We start from the raw sequence: 18,091 nt of genomic DNA on the forward strand, positions 1-18,091 counted from the left end.
TAAGCGGTCCAACCGCCTGGGTTCACCCTACGCATAACGCGCGAGGGCGTCACTAAGTTGCACTCCCGGTAGGCTGGGCGGCGTGTTCCGACGCCGTATCCAGATGCCTACGGACGACTCCCCCGTCCCTGTAGCTGATCCTAAACCCCACACGACTCCGAGCAAGGGGCGTCCCACCCCCAAGCGAAGTGAGTCACAGGGCCGACGCCGCGTGCCCATGACGGCTCCGACCAACCGCAAGGAGGCCTACCGCCTCCAGCGCGAGCGGGACAAGACGTCACGTGTCCGCGAGCGGGAGGGCCGGCTGCGTGGGGACGAGCGGTACCTTCAGCCCCGCGACCGCGGTCCGGTGCGGAAGTTCGCCCGTGACTGGGTGGATTCGCGCCGGGTCCCCTGGGCCTACGCCCTGCCGGCGATCCTCGCGCTGCTGATCCTGACGGTGATCCCGTTCCCCACGCCGATCAGGGCCTTCTTCTTCTACATCTACAACTACTCGGTACCCGTGATGATCCTCCTGCTGCCGCTGTCGTACTTCATGGCGCTGCGGGTCAAGAAGGCGGCCGCCGAGAAGTTCCCCGACGAGAACCTCAAGGGCATCGGCTTCTACGCCGCCATGCGGGCGCTCCAGATGCGCCCACTGCGGTACCCGAAGCCCACCGTCCGTCCCGGCGGCGTCCCCGTCCCACCCAAGGCCTGATTCCGTACGGCGGAGCACGCACTTTCTGCCACGGCACTCCTGCCACGGCTTTCCCGATCACGGCACGGCGCCGGCGGCCTCCACGGCCACCGGCGCCGTCGTCGTATCTGGGGCGAACCGGACCAGGCGTGATCCGACGCCGCCGTTGGCCACAAGGCGGACGTCCCCCCGCGAACCCCATCGGACCGGCCGGGTTCCATCGGCCCGAACCCCCGGGCGGGCCAAGGTGCGATCAAGTTCAGCCCTCTCCCGTGGCGTTTCACGATGATCTTCGAAGTCCCCGCCACTACGCTCCAGGATTTGCCGTCGGATCGCTGGGGGGCGAAACGATCTCGACAAGGGGCTGAAGCATTGGACACCAGCAGGCGGAAGTTCTTCGGGCTCGCGACGGCCGTCGCCGTGGCGGGCGCCACGGCGCCGGCGACGGCCGCGAACGCGGGGCGGGCCACAGGAGTCTCCGGGACACCGGTCCCGTCCGGGACACCGGAGCCGCCCGTCGCATCCGGGACGCCCGGAGAGCCGGGAGCCGGTGAGGGGCGGGCCGGACCGGGCGGAGGGGGCCGGGACCTCGCGGGCGCGGACCGGCCGGTGACGGCCACTCTGACACCGTTCGCCGACCCCCTGTACGTCCCTCCCATGATCAGACCGGCCGGCGAGGAACTGACGATCGAGATGCGGGCCGTGGCCAAGCGCCTGCACTCGCAGCTTCCGCCGACCCGGCTGTGGACGTACGAGGGCTGCTTCCCCGGCCCGACGATCGAGGTGCGCCGCGAGCAGCGTCTGCGGGTCGCCTGGACGAACCGGATCGAGAACGAGACCGTCCCGGTGACGGCGGTGCAGGCGTTCGCCGAGGTCGGCAAGCCCACATTGCCGAACACGCTGCCCGGGAGCGGCGGCGCCGTGCCACGGGACGATGTCGCGGGGATCCCGCCCTGGCTGGTGGTCCACCTGCACGGCGCGATCACCGGGGGCGGCCAGGACGGCTGGTCGGAGAACGGGCACCTGGCGGGCGAGGTGCAGTACTCGGAGTACCTGAACAAGCAGCCCTCCGCGGCCCTGTGGTACCACGACCACGCGATGCACACCTCGACCTGGACGTTGTTCGCCGGCCTGTTCGGCATGTACTGGATCAGGGACGAGGAGGAGGACGCGCTCGGGCTGCCGAGGGACGCGCATGAGATGCCTCTCGTCCTGTGCGACCGGAACCTGGAGACCGACTCCGCGGGCCTGCTCACCGGCCGGCTCCTGCACAAGGTGACGTTCAGGAACGAGATCCAGCGGGTCACCCGGCCGTTCGAGGGGCCGTACACGCTGGTGAACGGGATCATCTGGCCCCATCTGGACGTCGAGCCCCGCTGGTACCGGTTCCGCGTGCTGAACGCGGCCAACTCCAGGACCTTCCGGCTGGCGCTGATCGACGAGACGACCGGCAAGCCCGTCACCGGCGCGATCAAGCAGATCGGCACCGACGGCGGCCTGCTTCACTCGCCCGTGCCGATCGAGCCCTTCCTGTCACTCGCCTCGGGCGAGCGCGCCGACGTGCTGATCGACTTCAGCGCGTACCAGGGGAAGCGCCTGCGCCTGGTCAACACCCTCGCCGGTACGACGCCGGGCGATCCGGCGGCGGGCATCCCGTACCCGGAGGTCATGCAGTTCCGGGTCGGCCGGCCGGCCGCGGGGCGCAACCGTGAACAGGAGGGACACGGCGGCGACACCTTCGAACTGCCGCGGGTCGTCTCCCCCGGCTTCGTCCGGACCACTCACGACAGCCTCCCGGTCGACCGTACGCACCGGATCGTGCTCACCAAGGTGGGCGGGGGCAAGCATTCGGAGATGTGGGAGATGGAGAAGGTGAACGCCGACTCCGTCGACCTCGGGACCGACGGGATCGTCCAGCTCAAGACCGCGGACGGCAACGTCCTCACCTACAGGCGCATCGCCAACGGGCCGGACGACGTCGTCAACTACTTCGCGATGGAGGGCGCCTGGGAGCTCTGGACGTTCATCAACGCCACCGATTTCCCGCACCCGATGCACATCCACCTGATGCGCTTCCAAGCCCTTTCTCGGGATATTTACGACATCAGTGGATTCGACGCGACGATGGGCGCCACGACCAAGCCCATCGCGTACAAGCAGCCCGGGGTGCTGGAGGAGGGCGAGAAGGGCCTCAAGGACGTCATCCAGGTCGGCGTGAACGAGGTCGTCACCATCGCCGGCCGGTTCGAGGGGGCGACCGGGCGCTTCGCCTACCACTGCCACCTGCTGGAACACCAGGACGAGGGCATGATGCGCCCGCTCGTCGTCTTCCCGCACGCGGTCATGGCGATGCGAGCAGGACACGGTCACATGTGACGGCGTTTGATCTAATGTGTCGGATCATGGAACACCGCCATCTCGGCCGCAGCGGTCTCATGGTCAGCGAGATCAGCTACGGCAACTGGATCACCCATGGCTCTCAGGTCGAGGAGGACGCGGCGCGCGCGTGCGTGCAGGCGGCGCTCGACGAGGGCATCACCACGTTCGACACAGCCGACGTCTACGCGGGGACGAAGGCCGAGGAGGTTCTCGGGCGGGCGCTGAAGGGCGTGCGCCGCGAATCGCTGGAGATCTTCACCAAGGTCTACTGGCCGACCGGTTCCGGCCGCAACGACCGGGGCCTGTCCCGCAAGCACATCACCGAGTCGATCCACGGGTCGCTCCGGCGACTGCAGACCGACTACGTGGACCTCTACCAGGCCCACCGCTACGACGTCGAGACGCCTCTCGAGGAGACCCTCAAGACCTTCGACGACCTCGTACGGCAGGGCAAGATGCTGTACGTCGGGGTCAGCGAGTGGTCGGCCGAGCAGATCGCCCGGGCCGTCAAGATCGCCGATGAGATGGGCTTCGACCGGATCGTCTCCAACCAGCCGCAGTACTCCATGTTGTGGCGGGTCATCGAGGCCGAGGTCGTCCCCCTGTCCGAGAAGGAGGGGATCGGCCAGGTCGTCTTCTCGCCGATCGCGCAGGGTGTGCTCACGGGCAAGTACCAGCCCGGCCAGCCGCCGCCCGCGGGATCGCGCGCGACCGACGAGTCCGGCGGGGCCAACTTCATCAGCCGCCTGCTCCACGACGACGTGCTCGCCCGGGTCCAGGACCTCCAGCCCATCGCCGCGGACCACGGCCTCACGATGGCCCAGCTCGCCGTCGCCTGGGTGCTGCAGAACCCCAACGTCTCGTCGGCCATCGTGGGCGCGAGCCGCCCCGAGCAGGTCCGGGACAACGTCAAGGCGTCGGGCGTCACGCTCGACGCGGACGCCATGAAGAAGATCGACGAGGTCCTCGGCTCCGTGGTGGAACGCGATCCCGCCAAGACCGTGAGCCCCGCCCGGCGTCCGTAACCCCGTCAGGCCTGGCGCAGGGACATCCCCGCATATTCGACGCGCTCGTCCTCCATGAGCGTGACCTGCTCGACACCGGTCTCGAGCAGGTCGCGCCAGGTCTCTCCCAGCCACGACTCGGCGTCGGCCTGGCTGGGGAAGATCTCACGCGGCAGCGGGCGGTCCGTCAGCTCGCCGCCCTTAGCGTCCTCGTAACGCCAACGCCATGTCATGCCCGCACGCCCTTTCCGGCCGTCCTCACCACGTGGGTCTCCCCCCGCGGGATGCAGCCGACCCTATATCGGCGTGGGCTCGGCGGGGGGCGAGGCGCGTGCCGGGAACGTCGGTGCGCGGCGCTAAGGTCGGGCACCTCGTGAGGAACCGGAGGTCGCGTGGAGGTCTATCTGGAGGGCACGGCCGGGCCCGAGGGCTGGCCCGCTCCCGGCTGCGGATGCGCGTCCTGCGGACGCCTGGCCCCCGGGCACCGCGGACCGGCGTCGATCCTCCTCGACGGTCATCCATGGCTTCCCGGTCAGGCGCCGCCCGAGGGTTACGCGGTGAGGCGGGGTCCCGACGGCGACGAGATCATCGCGCCCGACGGAGGGCGCCTCCTCCATTCCACCGCCTCCCGGCGGCCCGGCTCGCGGCCGCACGCGCCCGAGCCCTTCGATCTGGTGCTCATCGACCTCCTCGACCGGCCGGAACGCCTCGGCGACCTGCGCCGTCGCGGGCTGGTGTCCCCTCACACACAGGTGGTCGCCGTGGGCGTCGACCATCGCGTCACCTCGGAGGCCGAGCTGGCCAGGAGGCTCGCGTTCTGGGACGCGAGAGCCGTACCCGACGGAACCTCGCTCGGCGTCGTCGCCCATGGCCCGCCGGACGAGACTCCTCCCCGCCCCCGTGGCCGCACGCTGCTGCTCGGCGGCTCCCGTTCGGGCAAGTCGGCGGAGGCCGAGTTACGCGTGGCCGCCGACCCCGACGTGACCTATGTCGCGACGGGGCCATCGGGCGGCGACGACCCGTCCTGGCTGGCCCGGGTGAAGGCCCATCGGGAGCGCCGGCCCGCGCATTGGCGGACGGTGGAGACCATCGACCTCGCCCCCCTGCTCGCGGACCCGCCGGGCACGCTCCTGATCGACGGGCTCGGGACCTGGCTGGCGGCGGTCTTCGACGAGTGCGGCGCGTGGCCCGGACAGCCCGGCTCCGCGGACGAGTCCGAGGTTCCCGCGGCCGACCGAGTCGCCCGGCGTTGCGACGATCTCGTGGCGGCCTGGCGGCGGGCGCCCGGCCGGGTGGTGGCGGTGAGCGACGAGGTCGGGCTCGGGGTGATCCCCGCCACCGCGAGCGGCCGGCTGTTCCGCGACGCGCTCGGCCGGCTCAACCAGCGGCTCGCGCAGGAATCGGAGGACGTGGCTCTGGTCGTCGCGGGACGGGTGCTGTCGCTGCCGCTCTGAACCGGGCCGTCACGGTCGGTAGGACGGGTGCTGCCGCCCTGAACCGGGCCGTCCCGGTCAGTACGATCGTCTGTTGTGTCCGGAACGCCGCAACAGCCTGGTCTTCTTTCCGCATGGCGGTTCACGCTCGGCATGCTGACCGTGTTCCCGGTGCGCTTCGGGACCGTCGACCGGGCGGTCGCCGGCCGTGGCATGACACTGGCGCCCTTCGCCGGCATGTCCCTGGGTCTCGTGGCGGCGGGGGTCCTCCTCGTCGTGCAGTACCTGTCGGGGTCCGCGCCTCTGGCGGCGGCACTCGCCGTCGGGACGCTGGCCTGGCTGACCCGCGGGCTCCATCTGGACGGCCTGGCCGACCTCGCCGACGGGCTGGGCAGCCGTGCGTCGTCGCAGCGGGCACTCGACATCATGAAGCAGTCGGACATCGGGCCGTTCGGCGTCGTCACACTGATCTTCACGCTCCTCGTCCAGATCGTCTCGATCGCACGGGTCCAGGCCACCGCGCCGCATCCGGCGCCCCTGTACGGAGCGCTCGCCCTCGTGGTCGCCTGCACCACGGGCAGACTCGCCGCGACCTGGGCCTGCCGTGAAGGCGTGCCCCCCGCGCGCCCCGACGGCCTCGGGGCACTCGTCGCCGGCGCCGTACGGCGGGGCCAGGCGATCACGACTACGGCGGCATCGGCGGCCGTCCTCGCCCTGGCCGCACTCTCGATCCACCTCTGGACGGGACCCGCTCACTACTGGACGGGATCCGCCTGCCCGGCCGTCCCTGGCCTCCGGGCCGCCGGCGAGGCTTCCGTGGCCGTGGGGCCGGCCCGGCTCTGTGAGGCGATCGGCGTCCCCGGAAGCGTGTTGCTCGTCCTCGTGCTCTCGCTGACGGCGGGGCTCGGCGCCGCCGCCCTGCTGCGCCGGCGGGCCGTACGACGGCTGGGCGGCATCACGGGCGACGTGCTCGGCGCGCTGGTCGAGACCGCCACGACCGTGAGTCTTCTCGTCTGGGTCCTGATCTGACGGCCGATCTTCCTGTCGATTTCCTGGCAATGCCGCCCTCCCGCGAACTCGTGCATGATCACCAATCGTGACGTCGCCGGTGAGGCACGTGATCGCCGAATCCGTGCATGATCACGCCTGAAATCAGGGCTGGTCAGGCCGCATAACGCCGAACCTGCGCATGATCACCCCACCTTCACCCCACCCTCATCCCACCTTCATCCCACCTCCTGCCGACCGCCTGCCGACCTCCTTCTGACCGCCTGCTGACCGCCTGGGACCGCGCGGCCATTCGTAGGACGAACCCTCGTTTATGCGTGGGGGAGTAAGCAGGGCTAGCATCGGCTCACGTGACCACAGTGCGCCTCAACGCCTCTCAATCGGTCTCCATCGAGACCGATGCATTGATCGTCGGCATCCACGCCTCTCCGGAAGGACCCCGGACGGCCCCAGGTGCGGACGGACTCGACCAGGCCTTCGACGGCCGGCTCGCCGAAATCCTCACCACCGTGGGGTTCGCGGGCAAGGCCGAGGAAATCGCCAAGATCCCGACGCTCGGGGCGTTGCCCGCACCGGTCGTCATCGCCGTCGGACTGGGCGCCGCCCCCGAGGGTGACTACGAGCTGGAGACCCTGCGCCGCGCCGCGGGCGCCGCCGCGAGGACCCTCGCCGGCACGGCCTCCGCCGTCCTGGCCCTGCCCGCCGCCACGGCCGAGCAGGCCGAGGCCGTCGCGACCGGCGGCCTGCTGGGCGCATACGGCTTCTCGAAATACCGCACCAACGGGGACAAGAAGGCCCCGGTCGGCGAGCTGGTCGTGACGTCCGCCGCCGCGGGCGCCGAGGAGGCGCTCCAGCGCGCCACCACGGTGGCCGGCGTCGTCGGCCTGGTCCGCGACCTCGTCAACACGCCCCCGTCCGACCTGTGGCCGGGCAAGTTCGCGGAGATCGCGCAGGAGGTCGGCGGCGAGGCCGGACTGTCCGTCGACGTGCTCGACGACTCCGAGCTGCGCGAGCACGGCTATGGCGGCATCGTCGGCGTCGGCCAGGGCTCGGTCAACCCGCCCCGCCTCGTCCGGCTCGGCTACCGGCACCCCGACGCGACGCGGACGATCGCCTTCGTCGGCAAGGGCATCACGTTCGACTCCGGCGGCCTGTCACTCAAGCCCGCCGCCTCGATGGACTGGATGAAGTCCGACATGGGCGGCGCCGCCGCCGTGCTCGGCGCGCTTCTGGCGGTCTCCCGGCTCGGCGTCGCCGTCAACGCCGTCGGCTACCTCTGCCTCGCGGAGAACATGCCGTCCGGTTCGGCCCAGCGCCCCTCCGACGTGCTCCACACCTACAGCGGCAAGACGGTCGAGGTGCTCGACACCGACGCCGAGGGCCGCCTGGTGCTGGTCGACGGCATCGCCCGCGCCGCGGAGGACTCCCCCGACCTGATCGTGGACGTCGCCACCCTGACCGGCGCGCAGATCGTCGCCCTCGGATGGCGTACGGCAGGCGTCATGTCCAACGACGACGCCCTGCGCGAGGAGGTCGTGGAGATCGCCGGCGGCCTGGGCGAGAGCGCCTGGGGCATGCCCCTCCCCGAGGAGCTGCGCAAGGGCCTCGACTCCCCGGTGGCCGACATCGCCAACCTCCAGCCCGAGCGCTGGGGCAGCATGCTCGCCGCGGGCATCTTCCTGCGGGAATTCGTGCCGGACGGCATTCGTTGGGCTCATGTCGACATGGCGGGCCCCGCGTTCAACAAGGGTGAGCCGCATGGCTACACGCCCAAGGGCGGCACCGGCGCGATCACTCGCACGCTGATCGGCATCGCCGAGCGCTACGCCGGCAACTGAACCCCGATCTTCACAGACAAATGAAAAGATGCTGTCGGATCGATCCGGCGGTGCGTGAATCCAGCGAGGAGCATTCCAGTGGCTGATGGCAGCGGCCCCTTCGACATAGTGATCCTGGGTGGCGGCAGCGGTGGTTACGCCTGCGCCCTGCGAGCGGCGGAGCTCGGCCTGAACGTCGTCCTCATCGAGAAGGACAAGGTCGGCGGCACCTGTCTGCACCGGGGCTGTATCCCCACCAAGGCCCTGCTGCACGCGGCGGAGCTGGCCGACCAGGCTCGTGAAGGCGAAGCCTTCGGCGTCCGCACCAAGTTCGAGGGCATCGACGTCCCCGGCGTCCACTCGTACAAGGACAAGGTGGTCAGCGGGCTCTACAAGGGCCTCGCCGGCCTCATCAAGAGCAAGAAGATCACCGTGGTCGAGGGCGAGGGCCGTCTGGCCGGCCCGAACCGCGTCGTGGTCGGCGACCAGGTCTTCGAGGGCCGCCACGTGGTGCTGGCGACCGGGTCCGTGCCGAAGTCGCTGCCCGGCCTCGACATCGACGGCGACAAGGTCGTCTCCAGCGAGCACGCGCTGGTCCTCGACCGCGTGCCGTCCTCGGTCGTCGTCCTCGGCGGCGGTGTGATCGGCGTCGAGTTCGCCAGCGTGTGGCGCTCCTTCGGCGCGGAGGTCACGATCGTCGAGGCACTCCCCCACCTGCTCCCGCTCGAGGACGAGTCCAACTCCAAGCTGCTCGAGCGGGCCTTCCGCCGCCGCGGCATCAAGTCAGAGCTGGGCGCCCGGTTCGAGAGCGTCAAGACCACCGACACCGGCGTGGTCGTCACCCTGCAGAACGGCAAGACCCTCGACGCGGAGATCATGCTCGTCGCCGTCGGGCGCGGACCGGTCTCCGCCGGCCTCGGTTACGAGGAGGCGGGCGTCGCGATCGACCGCGGTTACGTCCTGGTCGACGAGTACTGCCAGACCAACGTGCCGGGCGTGTACGCGGTGGGCGACCTCATCCCCACCCTGCAGCTGGCCCACGTCGGATTCGCCGAGGGCATCCTGGTCGCCGAGCACATCGCCGGCCTGAACCCGGTGCCGATCGACTACGACGGCGTGCCGCGCATCACCTACTCCGAGCCCGAGGTGGCGTCGGTGGGCATCAGCACGGCCGTCGCCCGGGAACGGGGTCACGATGTCGTCGAGCTCGCCTACAACCTCGCGGGGAACGGCCGGAGCAAGATCCTCCAGACTCAGGGCGAGGTCAAGGTCGTCTCCGAGCGTGACGGCCGGGTCCTGGGCGTGCACATGGTGGGCAGCCGTGTCGGCGAGCTCATCGCGGAGGCTCAGCTGATCTTCAACTGGGAGGCCACGACCACCGACGTCGCCCAGCTGATCCACCCGCACCCCACTCAGTCCGAGGCTCTCGGCGAGGCGATGCTGGCCCTGGCCGGCAAGCCGCTGCACGTACACAACTGAAGCCCTCTAGGAAACGCGAGAGAGAAGGACCATGCCGGTCTCCGTAACAATGCCCCAGCTCGGTGAGAGCGTTACCGAGGGCACCGTCACCCGCTGGCTGAAAAGCGAAGGCGACCACGTCGAGGCGGATGAGCCGCTTCTCGAGGTGTCGACCGACAAGGTCGACACCGAGATCCCCTCGCCCTCGGCGGGTTATCTCACCAAGATCATTGTTGCTGAGGACGAGACCGTCGAGGTCGGCGCCGAACTCGCTCTGATCGACTCCAACGGCGTGGCCGCCGCTCCGGCTCCCGCCGCGGCGCCGGCTCCGGTCGCCGAGCCCGAGCCCGAGCCGGCTCCCGCCCCGGTCCAGGCCGCGCCGCCCGCGCCCGCCCAGCCCCCGGTGCAGCCGATCTCCTCGATCCCGCAGCCCGCGCCCGCCGTCGTGACGCCGCCCGCACCGGCTCCCGCGCCGAGCCCGGCTCCGGCCCCCGTCACGCCGATCGCCACCACGCCCGCCGTCGAGCCGGCCCCGCTCCCCTCGTCGAGCGAGAGCCCGTACGTCACGCCGCTGGTCCGCAAGCTCGCGGCCGAGCACGGCGTCGACCTGGACGCCCTGACCGGCACCGGCGTGGGCGGCCGCATCCGCAAGCAGGACGTCATCGAGGCGGCCCGCGTGCAGCGCGAGCAGGCCGCCGCCGCGGCTCCCGCTCCCGCACCGCAGGCCGCCGCCGCTCCGGCTCCCGTTCAGGCCGCGGCGGTCACCCCCGCCGCCGCTCCCGAGCCGGTCAAGGTGGACACCACGCTGCGGGGCACCACCCAGAAGATGACGCGCCTGCGCAAGGTCATCGCCGACCGGATGCTGGAGTCGCTCCAGACCTCCGCGCAGCTCACCACGGTCGTCGAGGTCGACGTGACGCGCGTGGCCACGCTGCGCTCGCGCGCCAAGGCGGCCTTCGAGACCCGCGAGGGCGTGAAGCTGTCGTTCATGCCGTTCTTCGCCCTGGCCGCGGTCGAGGCGCTGAAGGTGCACCCCAAGCTCAACGCCGTGATCAACGACGAGACGAGCGAGGTGACCTACCACGACGTCGAGAACCTCGGCATCGCGGTCGACACCGAGCGCGGCCTCATCGTCCCGGTCGCCAAGAACGCCGGTGACCTGAACATCGCCGGCCTGGCTCGCAAGATCGCCGACCTCGCGGAGCGCACCCGCACCAACAAGATCGGCCCGGACGAGCTCACCGGCGGGACGTTCACGCTGACCAACACCGGCAGCCGCGGCGCGCTGTTCGACACGCCGATCCTGAACAAGCCGCAGGTCGGCATGCTCGGCACCGGCTCGGTAGTGAAGCGCCCCGTCGTCGTGGACACCCCCGACGGCGAGGTCATCGCGGTCCGCTCGATGGTGTACCTGGCGCTGACCTACGACCACCGCCTGGTCGACGGCGCCGACGCCGCGCGCTTCCTCACCACGATCAAGCGCCGCCTCGAGGAAGGCCGTTTCGAGGGCCAGCTCGGGCTCGCCTGACACGGTCGCGCCCGCCCGGCACCCGGGCGATCGCCGTCCGGAAGCCGCCCCGCCGTCGCGCGGGGCGGCTTCCGCCGTTTCGCGGGCCCCTCACCCCCGCCAAGCCCTCCGGGCGGCGTCCTTTCACCCGGAGCCCCGCATCGGCGGGCGGAGTGGGGTACAAGCCCTACCGTGGATGAAATGACGATCGCGGTGACCGGCTCGTCCGGCCTGCTCGGCTCGGCCCTGATCGAGTCTCTGCGGGGAGCCGGGGCCCAGATCCTCAGACTCGTACGGCACTGCCCGCAAAACCCGGATGAGGCCTTCTGGGACCCGGCGGGAGGGGTCCTGGCCCCCGCCGTCCTTGAGGGCGTGGACGCGGTCGTCCATCTCGCCGGCGCGAGCGTCGGCGACCGCAGATGGACGCCCGAGTACAAGCGCAAGCTCCTCGCCAGCCGGGTGACGGGCACCCGGACCCTCGCGAAGGCCCTGGCCGTACTGGACCGGAAGCCGCGCGTCCTGCTGTCCGGCTCCGCGGTGGGGTTCTACGGCGACACCGGGGACCGCGTCGTGGACGAGTCCGCGCCGGCGGGCAAGGGATTCCTCGCCGGCCTCGCGCGTGAGTGGGAACACGCGGCCGGGCCCGCCGAGAACGCCGGGATCAGGGTCGTGCGCCTGAGGACGGGATTCGTGGTCAGCGGGCATGGCGGAGCCCTCGGCCGGATGCTGCCGATCTTCAAGATCGGAGCGGGCGCGGCGCTGGGAAGCGGCAGGCAGTACATGTCGTGGATCTCCCTGCCCGACTGGGTGGAGGCCGCCTGCTTCCTGCTGGCGAACGAGGGGATGTCGGGGCCGGTCAACCTGACGGCGCCGGAGCCGGTCACGAACGCCGAGTTCACCAGGGAACTCGCCAAGGCGCTGCACAGGCCGATCATGCCCGTCCCCGCTCCGGCCTTCGCGCTGCGGCTCGCACTCGGGGAGTTCGCACAGGAGGGACTTCTCATCGGCCAGCGCGCCGTCCCCCGGCGCCTGCTCGACGCGGGCCACCGGTTCACCCATCCCACCCTCGGAGAGGCACTGGCGGCCGTACTCTAGTGAGTCCTTCTTCTGACACTGGAGTGAACAATGAGCCGGATCGGGCAGTCGCACATCGTCGCGATCGGCGGGGGGTCGTTCCGGCAGACGGAACGGTACGGATTCATCGAGCCGACGGGTCTGATGCGCTACGTGCTGGACCTCACCGGCGAGGACCGGCCGAAGCTGGGCCTCCTCGCGACCGCCACCGGTGACGACGCCGACTGGCTGCTCAAGATGTACGGCGCGTTCAGCCACTGGGACGTCGAGGTCAGCCACCTGACCGTCTTCCCGATGCCCAATGTCGACGACCCGCGTGAGTGGATCCTCGAGCAGGACGCCATCTACGTGAGCGGCGGAAGCGTCGCCAACCTCGCCGCCCTGTGGCGGCTGCACGGCCTCGACGAGGCGTTCGCCGAGGCCTGGCGGTCCGGCATCGTGCTGTCCGGCCAGAGCGCGGGCGCCCTGTGCTGGCACGTCGGCGGCAACACCGACTCCTTCGGTCCCGAGCTGCGGCCCTGGTCCGAGGGTCTCGGCCTGCTGCCGTACTCCTGCGGCGTGCACTACAACTCCGACGCGCAGCGCCGCAAACTGCTGCACGAGTCCGTGGCGTCCGGCGAGTTGCCCGAGGGATACGCCGCCGACGAGGGCGTCGCCCTCCACTACGTCGGCACTGAATTCATCCAGGCGGTCACCGTCGATCCCAGCGGTTACGCCTACCGCATCGAGCGTGACGGCGCGGGAGTCAAGGAGTTCCGTATCGAACCTCGTCAGCTGGCCTCTACCCTGTAGGACGTGAAGGGCTTGGCCATCGTTCGGATGGGTGTCGACGTTCCGTACGAGCAGGCGTGGAGCACGCAGCGGCGTGCACACGACCGGCGGGTGGCCGGCGGGGTCTCCGATCTGTGCCTCATGCTGGAGCACGCACCCGTCTACACGGCGGGCAAGCGGACGCGTCCGGACGACAGGCCCGCCGACGGCACGCCGGTCATCGACGTCGACCGCGGCGGGAACATGACATGGCACGGGCCCGGGCAGCTCGTCGGTTACCCCATCATCCGGATCGACGACGTCTCCGCCTACGTCCACCTCCTCGAGGAGGTGCTGATCCAGGTCTGCGACGACTTCGGGGTCGCGGCGAGCCGGGTGAAGGGCCGGGGCGGGGTGTGGGTGCCGGGCGATCCCGGCCGGGGCCTGGACGACCGCCGCGTGGGCAGCATCGGCATCCGGGTGTCCCGCGGCGTGACCATGCACGGCTTCGCGCTCAACTGCGTCAACGACCTGAGCTGGTACGACCGCATCCGGCCTGCGGGGGCCGGCGAGGGCGGCGTCACCTCCCTGTCCGCGGAGACCGGACGCCGCATCACCGTCGAGCAGGTCATCCCCTCCGCGGGAAAACGCCTGGCGGAGGCCCTCGGCGCCGAGCCGTACGACCTGTACGAGGAAGATTTGGCCGAGGTAATAAGCTGAATGCGTGACGGTTGCACCAGAAGGCCGCAAGCTCCTCCGCCTGGAGGTGCGCAACAGCCAGACCCCCATAGAGAAGAAGCCGCCGTGGATCAAGACACGGCTGCACAACGGCCCCAATTTCAACGAGATCAAATCCCTGGTGCAGGGCGCGGGACTGCACACGGTCTGCCAGGAAGCGGGATGTCCCAACATCTCGGAGTGCTGGGAGGACCGGGAGGCCACCTTCCTCATCGGCGGTGACCAGTGCACCCGGCGCTGCGACTTCTGCCAGATCGACACCGGCAAGCCGGCCGAGTACGACAGGGACGAGCCGCGCCGCGTGGCCGAGTCGGTGACCCAGATGGGCCTCCGCTACGCCACGGTGACCGGTGTCGCCCGTGACGACCTGCCCGACGGCGGCTCCTGGCTGTACGCGGAGACCGCGCGGCAGATCCACGCGATGGTCCCCGGCTGCGGCGTCGAGTTGCTCGTGCCGGACTTCAACGGCGACCGCGGGCAGCTCGAGGAGGTCTTCTCCGCCCGGCCCGAGGTCTTCGCCCACAACATCGAGACCGTGCCGCGGATCTTCAAGCGGATCAGGCCCGCCTTCCGCTACGACCGGTCCATGCAGGTCATCACCATGGCCCGCGAGGCCGGTCTGGTCACCAAGTCGAACCTCATCCTCGGCATGGGCGAGGAGCGCGAGGAGATCACCCAGGCCCTCCGCGACCTGCACGACGCCGGATGCGACCTGGTAACGATCACGCAGTACCTCCGGCCCACTCCGCGCCACCACCCGGTGGACCGGTGGGTGAAGCCGGAAGAGTTCGTCGAGCTGCAGCGGGAGGCCGAGGAGATCGGCTTCGCCGGCGTCATGTCCGGGCCGCTCGTCCGCTCGTCCTACCGCGCCGGGCGCCTGTACCAGCAGGCGATCGCCGCGCGGCAGACCCTCTGATCGGTCTCGTTTTCATTAATCCACCCTGAGATTTGTATCCTTCAGAACATGGCGAAAGACCCTGCGGCTCCCGGACGGCTCAAGCAGATCCGGATGCTGGTCCAGATCACCAAACAAGGCGATCCCAAGGCCATGCCGATCGTGTACGCATCGGCCCTCGGGACGCTCGTCGTGTTCGTGGTGCTGGGCCTGTTCTTCGGCTGGACCTGGTACGTCACCGGCGTGTTCGCCGCCGTCCTGGTCGGCATGTTCCTGTTCGGCCGTAGGTCTCAGAGCGCGCAGTACACGATGATGGACGGCCAGCCCGGCGCGAGCCTCGCGGTCATCAAGAACATGCGCGGCAACTGGTACGTCGATGAGAAGCCGGCGGCGTTCAACCGCGACCAGGACTTCGTGTTCCGCGTCGTCGGCTATCCCGGCGTCGTCCTGGTCTCCGAGGGGCCGGGAACCCGGGTGCAGAAGATGCTCGTCGCGGAGAAGAAGCGCGTCCAGCGGGTCGCCATCGACATCCCGGTGTACGACATCCAGTGCGGCAACGGTGAGGGTCAGGTGCCGCTGGCCAAGCTCCAGCGGCACCTGATGAAGCTCCCCCGCAACCTGAAGAAGCCGGTCGTCTCCGAGGTCAACAACCGCATGCGCGCGCTGACACCGGCGATGCCGATTCCGAAGGGCCCCATGCCGCGCTCACAGCAGCGGCCCCGCTGATCCGCACGGATCTCGTGGATCCCGCTCAGGCGGGCCGGCAGAAGGTTCTCGGGGGTTTCCAGGATGGACGTCGGCAGGAGGGCGGTCTCGCGCGCCGAGGCCGCCACGGCCAACCGCGGCTGGTGGGACGGCGAGGCCGACGACTACCAGGCGGAGCACGGCGAGTTCCTGCGCGACGACGGTTTCATCTGGTGCCCTGAGGGACTGGACGAGGCCGACGCGCACCTCCTGGGCGAGGTGGCGGGCAGGAACGTCCTGGAGGTGGGCTGCGGAGCCGGGCAGTGTGGCCGGTGGCTGGCCGCCCAGGGCGCCTCGGTCGCCGGGTTCGACCTCTCCCACCGGCAGTTGCAACACTCCCGCCGCATCGACCTGTCGACCGGCGGGGCGCTGCCCGTCGTCCAGGCCGACGCCGAGGTACTGCCGTTCGCGGACGGCTCGTTCGATCTCGCCTGCTCGGCCTTCGGGGCGCTGCCGTTCGTGGCGGACGCCGGTGCGGTCCTGTCCGAGGTCCACCGGGTGTTGCGCCCGGCCGGAAGGTTCGTGTTCTCGGTCAGCCATCCGATCCGGTGGGCGTTCCCCGACGATCCCGGGCCGGGAGGCCTCACGGCCGACCGCTCGTATTTCGACCGGACGCCGTACGTCGAGTTCTCCGACGACGGTGTGCCGTCCTATGTGGAGCACCACCGGACGATGAGCGACTGGGTGGGCCTGATCGTGTCCTCGGGCCTCACCCTGACCGGGCTGGTTGAACCGGAGTGGCCGGAGGGGCACGAGCAGGTCTGGGGCGGCTGGAGCCCTCTTCGCGGCCGACTCTTCCCCGGGACCGCGATCTTCCAGTGCCGCCGGCCGTAGAAACCGCCCGCGGCCGTGCCGTACGGGCCCGCTAGATCTTGACCACGACCGTGCCGGCGGCACGGTCGTGCAGGCCGCGGCGGTCCCTGTCCCAGATCAGCGCCGGTACGGCGAGGCACAGCAGGAACGTGCGGATCAGCACGGGCAGGAACGCGGGGCGGCCGCCGCCCTCGATCGCGGCCACGCGGATCCCGAACAGCCGCATGCCCAGGGTCATCCCCAGGGTGCCGACGAGCAGGACGTACTCCGCGGCGAAGACGGCGAGACCGATCCAGCCCTGATCCCGGGGATCGGCGTGCAGCAGGCCCCGGGCGATCCCCACCGTGCACAGCAGCCAGTCGACCACGATCGCGGCGAGCCTCCTGCCGAAGCCCGAGACGGAGCCGGACCCCTCCTCGGGCAGGCCGAGCCGCCGTCCCGGGTAGCCGAAGTCGACTCCGGCCGCCCGTACGCCTCCGAGCCAGGTCTGTGTCCATCGGGGCTGCCGGTCACTCATGGTCCCCCAGCGTATCGGGGCCGAAGATCGGTCTTCCGCTCGGAGGCTAAGCCGTTCATCATGGGCACGGCGATCGGCTTTTTTCCGCCTGTTTCATCCACGGGGAGGGAACGATGCGGCCGAGGGATCCCGACGACATCGACGCGCGCTTCGAAGCGCTGATCGCCCAGTTCGACAAGGACGAGATCAGGCGTCTCACCGAGGAGGCCGAAGGCCTCACCGGGGACCCCGCCGAAGATCCCGATGAGACTCCTGTGGTCGCTCCCCGCCGGCGCTTCGACCGCCGGGGGGCACTCCCGATCGTGGTGATCGTGTTGTCCGGGCTGGTCGTGCTCATCGGCCTCATCATCAGCCTCAGCCCTGACCTGCTCCGCGATTCCGGCCAGGGCGACACTCCCAGCCCCCGGTACGGCGATGCCCCCACTGTCGCGAGGGCCGATCCGATCCTCACTCCCATCGCGGAAGACGACGCCGGGCAGGAGTTGCCGCGCCTCGCCGATCCCTTCGCCGGCTCCCCCGCTGCGGCATTCGCCGACGGGGAGGCAGGTCTCGTCATGCCCGCGGCCAAAGCTCTCGGCGGGCTGACCGAGGAGGAGGTCGGGGCCGCGCTCTCCCGCGTACGGAGCCTGCTCGCCGCCGGGTATCTCGACCCTGCCGCCCTGCGCGGGAAGAGTCCTGACGCCTTCGTCAAACTGCTCGACCCCGGGCAGCGCAAGTGGTTCGCCCGTCATCTCGACAAGGCGGGCGCGCCCGACACCCGGACATGGGTGTTCAGTCTTGATCCCCGTACGGCGGAGCCGAACGGGGACACCGTCAAGGTCGACGGCGAGACGACCATCGCCGCGGCCCGTAGCCGGGGCGGGCGGGGCGGCGCCGGGACGGCAGCGAAGGGGCGGAAGGGCGTCACGATCAAGGCGGACTATCTGTTCGTCTACGCGGTGCGCCCGCACGGTGATCAGGTGACGACGGTGCGGGTGGTGGCCCACTACGTGGTGAGGATCTCCGCCTACCGCGACGGCGGCCGGCTCGTGATCTGGGTGGACGGCATCGCGCGGAGCACCTTCGGCACCAGGTGCGATCTTCGCGGCGCCGCCGGGGACGGGTTCGTCCATCCCGACCTTCCCGGCCATCCCGGAGTTCCCGGCCAGCCCCGGGTTTCCGGCCTGTCGGGGGAGGCCGGGCCCTCAGGCCCACCGGTCGACCCGTACGATCGGAAGGAGAACGAGGCCGGACGCCACGGGTGCCTGCCTACGATGGGCACGTGACCTGCGCGGAGAG

The 18,091-nt window shown here is 70.4% G+C and carries 17 protein-coding genes; 15 read left to right on the top strand and 2 right to left on the bottom strand.

The window, feature by feature from the left end:
* Window positions 1–103 precede the first annotated feature (103 nt).
* The 3 genes from Psi02_RS01715 (at window position 104) to Psi02_RS01725 (ending at window position 4,080) form a co-directional block, all read left to right on the top strand.
* Window positions 104–697, top strand: a complete 594-nt coding sequence (locus Psi02_RS01715) for a DUF3043 domain-containing protein (RefSeq protein WP_203971589.1) — start codon at window positions 104–106, stop codon at window positions 695–697.
* Between the two features lie 351 nt (window positions 698–1,048).
* Window positions 1,049–3,052, top strand: coding sequence for a multicopper oxidase family protein (locus tag Psi02_RS01720; RefSeq protein ID WP_203971044.1), 2,004 nt, complete (start codon window positions 1,049–1,051; stop codon window positions 3,050–3,052).
* Window positions 3,053–3,078: 26 nt separating this feature from the next.
* The gene (locus tag Psi02_RS01725; protein WP_203971046.1) at window positions 3,079–4,080 is read left to right on the top strand and encodes an aldo/keto reductase family protein; all 1,002 of its coding nucleotides are present in this window, start codon (window positions 3,079–3,081) and stop codon (window positions 4,078–4,080) included.
* A gap of 5 nt (window positions 4,081–4,085) precedes the next feature.
* On the opposite strand, the gene Psi02_RS01730 is transcribed toward Psi02_RS01725, so the two are convergent.
* Window positions 4,086–4,292 (bottom strand): hypothetical protein, encoded by a 207-nt coding sequence (locus tag Psi02_RS01730; RefSeq protein ID WP_203971048.1) that lies wholly within the window; start codon window positions 4,290–4,292, stop codon window positions 4,086–4,088.
* A 159-nt stretch (window positions 4,293–4,451) separates the two neighbouring features.
* Between Psi02_RS01730 and Psi02_RS01735 the strand changes: the two genes are divergently transcribed.
* The 11 genes from Psi02_RS01735 (at window position 4,452) to Psi02_RS01785 (ending at window position 16,317) form a co-directional block, all read left to right on the top strand.
* Window positions 4,452–5,513, top strand: a complete 1,062-nt coding sequence (locus Psi02_RS01735; protein WP_203971050.1) for a bifunctional adenosylcobinamide kinase/adenosylcobinamide-phosphate guanylyltransferase — start codon at window positions 4,452–4,454, stop codon at window positions 5,511–5,513.
* Between the two features lie 75 nt (window positions 5,514–5,588).
* Complete coding sequence (locus Psi02_RS01740; RefSeq protein WP_239094517.1) at window positions 5,589–6,521, top strand: adenosylcobinamide-GDP ribazoletransferase; 933 nt, start codon at window positions 5,589–5,591, stop codon at window positions 6,519–6,521.
* 329 nt (window positions 6,522–6,850) lie between these two features.
* On the top strand, window positions 6,851–8,338 hold the full coding sequence (locus Psi02_RS01745) for a leucyl aminopeptidase (RefSeq protein WP_203971052.1): 1,488 nt from the start codon (window positions 6,851–6,853) through the stop codon (window positions 8,336–8,338).
* Window positions 8,339–8,416: 78 nt separating this feature from the next.
* On the top strand, window positions 8,417–9,796 hold the full coding sequence (gene lpdA, locus Psi02_RS01750) for a dihydrolipoyl dehydrogenase (protein WP_203971054.1): 1,380 nt from the start codon (window positions 8,417–8,419) through the stop codon (window positions 9,794–9,796).
* A gap of 31 nt (window positions 9,797–9,827) precedes the next feature.
* The gene (gene sucB, locus Psi02_RS01755) at window positions 9,828–11,303 is read left to right on the top strand and encodes a 2-oxoglutarate dehydrogenase, E2 component, dihydrolipoamide succinyltransferase (protein WP_203971057.1); all 1,476 of its coding nucleotides are present in this window, start codon (window positions 9,828–9,830) and stop codon (window positions 11,301–11,303) included.
* A 180-nt stretch (window positions 11,304–11,483) separates the two neighbouring features.
* Entirely contained in the window at window positions 11,484–12,377 is an 894-nt protein-coding gene (locus tag Psi02_RS01760; RefSeq protein WP_203971059.1) for a TIGR01777 family oxidoreductase, read from the top strand.
* A gap of 30 nt (window positions 12,378–12,407) precedes the next feature.
* On the top strand, window positions 12,408–13,148 hold the full coding sequence (locus tag Psi02_RS01765) for a Type 1 glutamine amidotransferase-like domain-containing protein (RefSeq protein ID WP_203971061.1): 741 nt from the start codon (window positions 12,408–12,410) through the stop codon (window positions 13,146–13,148).
* Between the two features lie 3 nt (window positions 13,149–13,151).
* Window positions 13,152–13,826 carry a lipoyl(octanoyl) transferase LipB gene (gene lipB / locus Psi02_RS01770; protein ID WP_239094518.1) on the top strand — a complete coding sequence of 225 codons (675 nt, stop codon included), beginning with the start codon at window positions 13,152–13,154 and terminating at the stop codon, window positions 13,824–13,826.
* Between the two features lie 4 nt (window positions 13,827–13,830).
* A complete protein-coding gene (gene lipA / locus Psi02_RS01775) occupies window positions 13,831–14,760 on the top strand; it encodes a lipoyl synthase (protein WP_203971063.1) in 930 nt (309 codons plus the stop codon).
* Window positions 14,761–14,808: 48 nt separating this feature from the next.
* Window positions 14,809–15,465 (top strand): DUF4191 domain-containing protein, encoded by a 657-nt coding sequence (locus Psi02_RS01780; RefSeq protein ID WP_203971065.1) that lies wholly within the window; start codon window positions 14,809–14,811, stop codon window positions 15,463–15,465.
* A 63-nt stretch (window positions 15,466–15,528) separates the two neighbouring features.
* The gene (locus Psi02_RS01785; protein WP_203971067.1) at window positions 15,529–16,317 is read left to right on the top strand and encodes a class I SAM-dependent methyltransferase; all 789 of its coding nucleotides are present in this window, start codon (window positions 15,529–15,531) and stop codon (window positions 16,315–16,317) included.
* Between the two features lie 31 nt (window positions 16,318–16,348).
* Here Psi02_RS01785 and Psi02_RS01790 read toward each other — a convergent pair whose 3' ends face one another.
* Window positions 16,349–16,813, bottom strand: coding sequence for an RDD family protein (locus Psi02_RS01790; RefSeq protein ID WP_203971069.1), 465 nt, complete (start codon window positions 16,811–16,813; stop codon window positions 16,349–16,351).
* Between the two features lie 113 nt (window positions 16,814–16,926).
* Between Psi02_RS01790 and Psi02_RS01795 the strand changes: the two genes are divergently transcribed.
* A complete protein-coding gene (locus Psi02_RS01795) occupies window positions 16,927–18,078 on the top strand; it encodes a hypothetical protein (RefSeq protein ID WP_203971071.1) in 1,152 nt (383 codons plus the stop codon).
* Window positions 18,079–18,091: the final 13 nt, after the last annotated feature.

It is taken from the genome of Planotetraspora silvatica, from assembly GCF_016863315.1.
Classification (GTDB): domain Bacteria; phylum Actinomycetota; class Actinomycetes; order Streptosporangiales; family Streptosporangiaceae; genus Planotetraspora; species Planotetraspora silvatica.